Origin of the sequence: Streptomyces scabichelini, from assembly GCF_011045015.1 — a bacterium.
Lineage (GTDB): Bacteria > Actinomycetota > Actinomycetes > Streptomycetales > Streptomycetaceae > Streptomyces > Streptomyces scabichelini.
The window spans coordinates 1-8,153 of the sequence record NZ_JAAKZY010000335.1 but is presented as its reverse complement, the minus strand read 5'-3'; the positions used below and the strand labels follow the sequence as shown (position 1 = coordinate 8,153).

General features: G+C 68.4%; 5 protein-coding genes. All 5 read left to right on the top strand.

Going from position 1 to position 8,153, the window contains the following annotated elements; translation table 11 throughout:
• Nucleotides 1-81: 81 nt before the first annotated feature.
• The 5 genes from G5C60_RS48220 (at nt 82) to G5C60_RS48200 (ending at nt 8,129) form a co-directional block, all read left to right on the top strand.
• Nucleotides 82-1,368 (top strand): extracellular solute-binding protein, encoded by a 1,287-nt coding sequence (locus tag G5C60_RS48220; protein ID WP_165270241.1) that lies wholly within the window; start codon nt 82-84, stop codon nt 1,366-1,368.
• Nucleotide 1,369: 1 nt separating this feature from the next.
• Nucleotides 1,370-2,332 carry a carbohydrate ABC transporter permease gene (locus G5C60_RS48215; protein ID WP_165270239.1) on the top strand — a complete coding sequence of 321 codons (963 nt, stop codon included), beginning with the start codon at nt 1,370-1,372 and terminating at the stop codon, nt 2,330-2,332.
• A 14-nt stretch (nt 2,333-2,346) separates the two neighbouring features.
• Nucleotides 2,347-3,234, top strand: coding sequence for a carbohydrate ABC transporter permease (locus G5C60_RS48210; RefSeq protein ID WP_165270237.1), 888 nt, complete (start codon nt 2,347-2,349; stop codon nt 3,232-3,234).
• Nucleotides 3,234-6,176, top strand: coding sequence for a glycoside hydrolase family 2 TIM barrel-domain containing protein (locus tag G5C60_RS48205; protein WP_165270235.1), 2,943 nt, complete (start codon nt 3,234-3,236; stop codon nt 6,174-6,176). The genes G5C60_RS48210 and G5C60_RS48205 overlap by 1 nt, the downstream gene beginning before the upstream one ends.
• Nucleotides 6,177-6,269: 93 nt before the next feature.
• The gene (locus tag G5C60_RS48200; RefSeq protein WP_165270233.1) at nt 6,270-8,129 is read left to right on the top strand and encodes a LamG-like jellyroll fold domain-containing protein; all 1,860 of its coding nucleotides are present in this window, start codon (nt 6,270-6,272) and stop codon (nt 8,127-8,129) included.
• Nucleotides 8,130-8,153: the final 24 nt, after the last annotated feature.

Genomic DNA, 8,153 nt, shown 5'->3' with positions numbered 1-8,153 from the left:
CCGGTGACCCCACCGGCCCCCACCCGGCAGAACTGAATCCCCCCACGCGAACACCGAACAATCCGAAAGGCGGTGGGAGCTGTGCGGCTCTCACGAAGGGGCCTGCTGCGCGCCGGTCTGGCCGGCACGGCCGCCACAGCGCTCGGCGGCCTGGCGTCCGGCTGCGGCGTTCCGACCGGCTCGACCGGGCGGAACATGGTGCTGTGGTACTGGAGCGGCGGGCTGAGCCCCAAAGTCGTCCAGGACACCAAGGCCCGCTACGACAGCGCGGTGAATCTTCAGGCCATCCAGATCGGCGGCTACTACCGCTCGAAGCTGATGACCACGATGACCGGACGCGCCCACATCCCGGACATCGCCGGGCTCAAGGGCGAGGACATGGCCCAGTACCTGCCGAACGCCGACCAGTTCGTGGACCTGCGCACACTCGGTGCCGACAAGCTCAAGGACCAGTACCTGGCCTGGAAGTGGGACGAGGGCATCGCCGATGACGGCTCGATGGTGGGTTTCCCCATCGACTGCGGTCCGGTCGCCCACTACTACCAGCCGGCCACCTTCGAGAAGGCCGGACTGCCGTACGAGCCCGAGGACGTCTCCAGGGAACTGGACACCTGGGAGAAGTTCCTGGCGGCCGGCGAGCAGCTCAAGAAGCGGGTCCCCGGCGCGTTCATCCTCACGGACGCCCTCAGCATCTACGGCATCTCGGTCAACCAGTCGACCAAGCGGTTCGTCGACAAGGACCGGAACTTCATCGGCGACCAGGAGCATGTGCGCGTCGCCTGGGACCGGGCCGTCGAGGCCACCCGCCGCGGACTGGTCTCGAAGATCATCAACGGTACGCCGGACAACATCTCGGCCACGGAGCGGGGCCTGCTGCCCAGCCAGCTGAACGCCTCCTGGGCGGCCGGCGACATCAAGCTCAACACGCCGAAGACCAAGGGCAAGTGGCGGGTGGCGAGCTGTCCGGGCGGCCCGTCGAACATCGGCGGCTCCTTCCTGGCGATCACCAAGGCCTGCCGGGAGCCGGAGAAGGCCTTCGAGCTGATCACCTGGATGCTCAACCCCGAGAACCAGGCCCAGGGCTTCGTCGACTCGGTGCTGTTCCCGTCGACCCCGGCCTCGTACGACCTGAAGAAGCTGCAGGAGCCGGACCCGTTCTTCGGCGACCAGATCACCATGAACGTCTTCGGCCCGGCGGCGGAGAAGATCCCGATCGCCTACAACAGCCCGTACGACGTCGCGCTGAAGACCCCGATCGACGACGAGCTGAAGAACTTCTCCATCCTCGGCAAGAACCCGGAGAGGGCCTGGAAGGACGCCATGAGCAAGTGCCGGCGCATCGCCGACCACCTGGGGGTGAGCTACTGACATGGCTACCGCACCCGTGCTGGAGAAGTCCCCGCCGCCCGTGGCCGAGCCACCCGCAGGGCCGCCCAAGAAGGGCATCCTGAGCCACTGGCGGCTGTACGCCGCCATCTCCCCGTTCTACCTGCTGTTCCTGGCCTTCGGCCTGATCCCGGTCGGCTTCTCGCTGTACCTGTCGTTCCATCGCTGGGACGGCCTGGGCTCGATGGAGTTCGCCGGTCTCTCGCAGTACCGCTATCTGATCTCCGACAGCCAGTTCTGGGACTCGATCGGGAACACGCTGATCATCTGGGCACTGGCCACCATCCCCATGATCTTCCTGGCGATGGTCACGGCCGTGATGCTCAACTCGGCGGTCCGCTTCAAGAACGTCTACCGCTTCGCCTTCTTCCTGCCGAACGTCACCTCGATCGTGGCCGTAGCGATCATCTTCGGCTCGGTCTTCTCCACCAACTTCGGCCTGATGAACGCCCTGCTGCAGGCGGTCGGCCTGGACCAGGTGGCATGGCTGAACACGCCCTGGGGCATCAAGGTCGCCATCGCCACGCTCATGACCTGGCAGTGGACCGGCTACAACGCGATCATCTTCCTCGCCGGCCTCCAGACGATCCCGGGCGAGCTGTACGAGGCGGCTCGCATGGACGGCGCCGGGCCCGTGCAGACCTTCTTCCGCATCACGCTGCCGCTGATGCGGCCTGTGCTGCTCTTCGTGCTCGTCATCTCGACCGTCACCGGACTGCAGACCTTCTCCGAGCCACAGGTGCTGCTGCAGACCACCGACAACAACTCGTCGTTCGCGGGCGGTCCGGGCCACTCGGGCCAGACCATGGTCCTCTACTTCTTCCAGCAGACCTTCGACAACAACGACTTCGGCTACGGCGCCGCCGTGGCCTGGGGCATCTTCCTCGTCGTCATCATCTTCTCGATCATCAACTGGCGCCTGGTGCAGCGCCGGGGCGAAGACTAGGAGGCCCGGTCACCATGGCATCCATCAAATTCGGTACGCGTTCCGGCACATCCGGTACACGTTCCGGCCGGGGCATCAAGGGCGACCAGCGCAGGGGCATCGCCCTCCACTTCTCCCTGATCATCGGCCTGCTGCTCTCGGTCTTCCCGTTCTACTGGGCCGTGATCATGTCGACGCACTCGTCGACCGAGATCTTCTCCTACCCGCCGAAACTGCTGCCCGGCTCGCACTTCCTCGAGAACGTCCGCAATCTCTTCGACAACATCGACTTCTTCGGGTCGATGTTCAACTCGCTGCTGGTCGCGACCTCGGTGACCTTCCTGGTCCTGTTCTTCGACTCGCTGGCGGCCTTCGTCTTCGCCAAGTTCCAGTTCCCCGGACGCCGGGGACTGTTCGCGCTGATGATGGCGATCTTCATGGTGCCGGCGCAGCTCCAGGCCATCCCCCAGTTCGTGATCATGGCGAAGATCGGCTGGATCGGCTCGATGACCGCGCTGGTCGTCCCGGCCGCGGCCAACGCGTTCGGCATCTTCTGGATGCGGCAGTACATGAAGGGAGCCATTCACGACGAGCTGCTCGACGCCTCGAAGATCGACGGGGCGAGCTTCCTGCGCCAGTACTGGCATGTGGCGCTTCCGGTGGTCCGCCCGGGGCTGGCCTTCCTCGGCATCTTCACGTTCATGGGCCAGTGGAACGACTACGCCTGGCCGCTGATCGCCCTCACCAACCCGGACAACGTGACCCTCCAGGTCGCCCTGTCCCAGCTCAACGGCGTCCACGGCACGACCGACTACGGAATGGTCATGACGGGCGCGCTTCTCGCCCTGATCCCCCTGCTCATCGTCTTCGCGATCGGCGCCAAGCAGATCATCGCGGACCTCGGCAAGGGAGCCATCCGCTGATGAGACGCGACCCCCTCATTGCGCTGCGCCCGTGGGAGGCACCCGAGGTGACCTCCTGGGGACGGCTGCCGATGAGTTCCGTGGACCGCCGCGACGGCGCGCTGTCCCTGGACGGCACCTGGCACTTCCAGCTGGTGCCCGCTCCCGGCGCCTCTTCTGGCGAGTGGACGCGGATCGAGGTCCCCGGTGCCTGGACCATGCAGGACCTGGGCGATCTGCCGCAGTACACCAACTTCCAGATGCCGTGGGCCGAGTTCCCGCCCGCGTCGCCCGCCGCGAATCCGACGGGCGTGTACGAACGCTCCGTGGACATCCCCGCCGACTGGGCGGGCCGCCGGATCGTGCTCCAGGTGGGCGCGGCCGAGAGCGTGCTCCTCGTCCACGTGAACGGCACGCCGGTCGGCATCTCCAAGGACTCCCACCTCGCCGCCGAGTTCGACCTCTCCGACGTCGTACGTCCCGGGGATCCCGCCACCGTGCGGCTCACCGTCGTCAAATGGTCGGACGCCTCGCACATCGAGGACCAGGACCAGTGGTGGCACGCCGGGATCACCCGCTCGGTGCTGCTGTACGCGACGGACCCGCTGCATCTCGCGGACGTGACCGTACGGGCACGCCAGGACGGACGGCTACGGGTCGACTGTCAGGTGCGGGATGCGGCGGGTGCGCTGCCGGAGGGGTGGTACGTCACCGGGGCGCTGGGCGGCCAACTGCTCGTCCAGGACGCGGAGTTCGACCGGGTGAACGCCGAGGACATGCGGGTGTCCGATTTCCTCGGCGAGGCCCGGCTGTCGGCGGCCGTGCGCGAGGTGCGGCCCTGGACCGCCGAGACACCCGAGCTGTACGACCTGACCGTCCGGCTGCACCGGGCCGACGGCTCGGTCGCCGACACCTCGCACCACCGGGTCGGCTTCCGGGACGTCGAGGTCCGGGGCACGAACCTGCTCGTCAACGGGGAGCGGATATTCATCCGCGGCATCAACCGCCACGACTTCCACCCCCTCACCGGACGCACCGTCTCGGCCGACGACATGCGCGCGGACCTGGTCCTGCTGAAGCGCTTCGGCTTCAACGCGATCCGTACGGCGCACTACCCGAACGACCCGACCCTCCTCGACCTCGCCGACGATCTCGGCTTCTACGTCGTCGACGAGGCGAACATCGAGTCCCACGACCACGCGCACGAGATCGCCGACGACCCCCGCTACCTGGGCGCCTTCGTGGACCGGGTCTCGCGCATGGTGCTGCGGGACAAGAACCACCCGTCCGTCATCATCTGGTCGCTGGGCAACGAGTCGGACTACGGCGCGAACCACGACGCGGCGGCGGGCTGGGTCCGCCGGCACGACCCCACCCGCCCTCTGCAGTACGAGGGCGCGGCCAAGCTCGACTGGGCCGACCTGTCGGTCGCGTCCGACATCGCCTGCCCGATGTACGCGCCGATCGAGGACTGTGTCGCGCACGCCCTGTCCGCGGAGCAGACCAAGCCGCTCATCCAGTGCGAGTACTCGCACGCCATGGGCAACAGCAACGGCACACTCGCCGATCACTGGGCCGCCATCGAGTCCATCCCAGGACTTCAGGGCGGTTTCATCTGGGAGTTCTGGGACCACGGCATTCTGCAGCGTGTGAACGACGGAAGACCGGCCGGGCGCGCGGGCGCCGGGCTGTATGGCAAGGGTGTCGCCGCGCCCGGCCATCGCTGGGCGTACGGCGGCGACTTCGGGGACAGCCCGAACGACGGAGTGTTCTGCGCGGACGGCCTGGTGTTCCCGGACCGGACGCCGAAGCCGGCGATGTACGAGCACCGGGAGATCGCGGCGCCGCTGCGGCTGAGGTACCGCCAGGGCGTCCTCCTGGTCGACAACCGGCAGCACTTCCGGAGTCTGGACTGGCTGAGCGCCGAGTGGTGTCTCGTGCACGCCGACGGCAGCACGCGGACCGCACCGGCCGCGCTCCCCGACGTACCGCCGGGCTGTTCGGAGGCGATCCCGATGCCGTTCCCGGCTCCCGAGGGCGAGGCCTGGCTGACGCTTCGGGTGACGACGGCCGACGACGAGCCGTGGGCGCCGCGCGGCACGGAGGTGTGTCTGCCGCAGGTCTGTCTGAGTATGGGGCGGAGTACGGAGCTGAGTACGGGGATCGCCCCGGCACCCTCGCACGAGCCGGTGTCCGGAACGTCCGTGGAGGTGGACGGGGATGGGCTGCTCGTCCACCCGATGCTGGCCTCGCCGCCCGTCCTGAGCCTGTGGCGTGCCCCCACCGACAACGACGAGGTCGGCGGCATGGCGGCCCGCTGGCGCGACTGGGGCCTGGACGCGCTCGTACGCAAGGTCCTGGGCCTGGACCGTGAGGGCGCACAGGTGACGGTACGGGCGGAGTACGCGACCGGCGCGGGCATCGTCCGTCACGAACAGGTGATCACCCCGGTCGCCGGTGGTCTGCGGATCGAGGAGTCGGCCCAACTGCCGGAAGCGCTGGACGATGTGGCGCGCGTCGGCACGGTCTTCGAGACGGTCGGCGGGCTCGACGTCCTGGACTGGTACGGGCAGGGCCCCTGGGAGTCCTATCCGGACCGCAGCGCGGGCGCACCGGTCGGGCACCACTCGCTCGACGTGGACGACTTGTTCACGCCCTATCTGCGGCCGCAGGAGAGCGGCGGACGGCACGGCGTACGCCGCTTCACGCTGTCGGCGCCGGACGCCACCGGTCTGGCCGTGGACCTCGCAGCGCCGAGCCAGGTCTCCGTGACCCGCTACCGAGCCGAGGACCTGGCCGCCGCCGCGCACCACGACGAGCTGGTGCCGCGGCCCGGCTGCGTCGTGCACCTGGACGCCGCGCACCGCGGCCTGGGCACCGCCTCGTGCGGGCCCGACACCTCACCCCAGTATCTCGTCGCGGCGGGCACCCACCGCTGGTCGTGGACACTGCGCGTGCTCTGACCCCTCATTCACGCGTCCCTCCTAGGCACACCACCCCCCTCCGCAGCACCCCCTGGCACTCCCCTTCTACGCATCCCCCTTCATGGAGCAGAAGTGTGCAATTTGCATGAGCACGACCAGGCCGAGGCCGAACAGGCGGGCGCCGGCAGACGGAACTTCCTGCGGGCGACCGCACTGATCGGCGCGGCCACGGCGGCGGCGACGGTGGCGCTGCCCGCGATCACGGCGCAGGCGGCGCCGGCGTCGGGGACGTGGAGCCCCGACCCCGACAGCCGCCGCTTCACGCTCGTCGTGATGCCCGACACCCAGTACCTCTTCGACGGAGCAAGCATCAACCCCGCCCCGATCGAAGCGTCGCTGCGCTACATCCTGGAGCACGGGGAGGACGAGAACATCGTCTTCCTCTCCCATCTGGGAGACCTCACGGAGAACGGTGCGCAGGCCGAAATGGCCGCGGCGAGCAAGGCGTTCGAGCTGCTCGATCAGCAAGGCGTGGGGTACAGCGTGCTCGCGGGCAACCACGACGTCCGGTCGTCCACCGACGACCAGCGGGGCCCGACCCCGTACCTGGACGCCTTCGGCCCGCAGCGGTTCAAGAGCAAGCCGACCTTCGGCGGCGCCTCGCCCGACGGCTACAACACCTTCCACCTCTTCAAGGCAGCCGGCCGGCAGTGGCTCGTCCTCGCCCTGGACTGGAGGCTGTCGGACAAGGGCTACGCATGGGCCAAGGACGTCATCGCACAGCACCCGAAGACACCGGTCGTCCTCACCACGCATGAACTGGTCTACGAGGACGACACGCTCTCCACGTACGGCCAGCAGCTCTGGGACCAGCTGATCGAGGAGCACGACCAGATCTTCCTCACGCTCAACGGGCACAACTGGCCGGCAGGCCGCGCCGTCCGCAAGAACGCTGCCGGAAACGACGTACACCTGCATCTGACGAACTACCAGAACCGCTACTACGGCGGCGCGGCGATGATCCGTCTCTACCGCTTCGACCTCGACCGCGACACCATCGACGTCGAGACGATCTCCCCGTGGATCCTGGGCCGGGCGGGAGACGGGCTCAACGAACTGGAACGGGAAGAGATCGAACTGACCGGTCCTGAGGACCGGTTCTCCGTCGCCATCGACTTCGAGAAGCGCTTCTCCGGCTTCGACCCGACAGCTCCCCGGGCGGCCCGGCCCGCCTCCGAGATGCTGGTCCCGGGGACGGTCGCGTACTGGCGCTTCGACGGGCGGACGGACGGCTCGGTGGTGACGGGCACCGTCCGCGATCTGTCCGGACGCGGCAACGACCTCACCGTGGTGACCGTGCCCGGCTCCCCCGCCAAGTCGCTCACCTGGTCCTCGGCACACCATCCGGACCAGCCGGGGCACGGCAGCCTCTACTTCCGTGGCAACAAGCCGCCGCTGCGGGGTGCGTATCTCCGTACGGTCGGCAGCGCGCCGCTCAACTCGGCCGAGTTCAGCAGCGGTTACACCATCGAGGCCTTCTACCAGCTGCCCGCGGACTGGGACGCCGCGCACAACAAGTGGGCGGGGCTCATCAGCCGTACCGGTACGGGCGGGGCCGCCGGCAAGACCGACGGCGATCCGGACGAGCCGCTCGCCACACTGTCGCTGTCCGACGGTCCCGGCCCGCAATGGGCGGTCTGGCCGCTCAACCAGGAGGGCATCGCCACCAACTGGGGCGACGAGACGCGCCCGGAGGTGTGGTGGCACGTCGCCGTCGTCAACGACGGCTCACACACCACGCTGTACGTCCAGGGGTGCCCCGTAGCCCGCAATCCCACCGCGCGCTCCGTGGGGCTCACCTCGGTCGGCCTGCCGTGGCTGCTCGGCGGCTACGAGTACGCGGGCAAGATCGACCAGATCCTGAACGGGCGGCTCGGTGACGTACGGATCGTCGAGCGGGCGTTGCCGGTCTCGGCGTTCATGAACCACTGAGCTCCCCCAAGCACTCCCCATCCC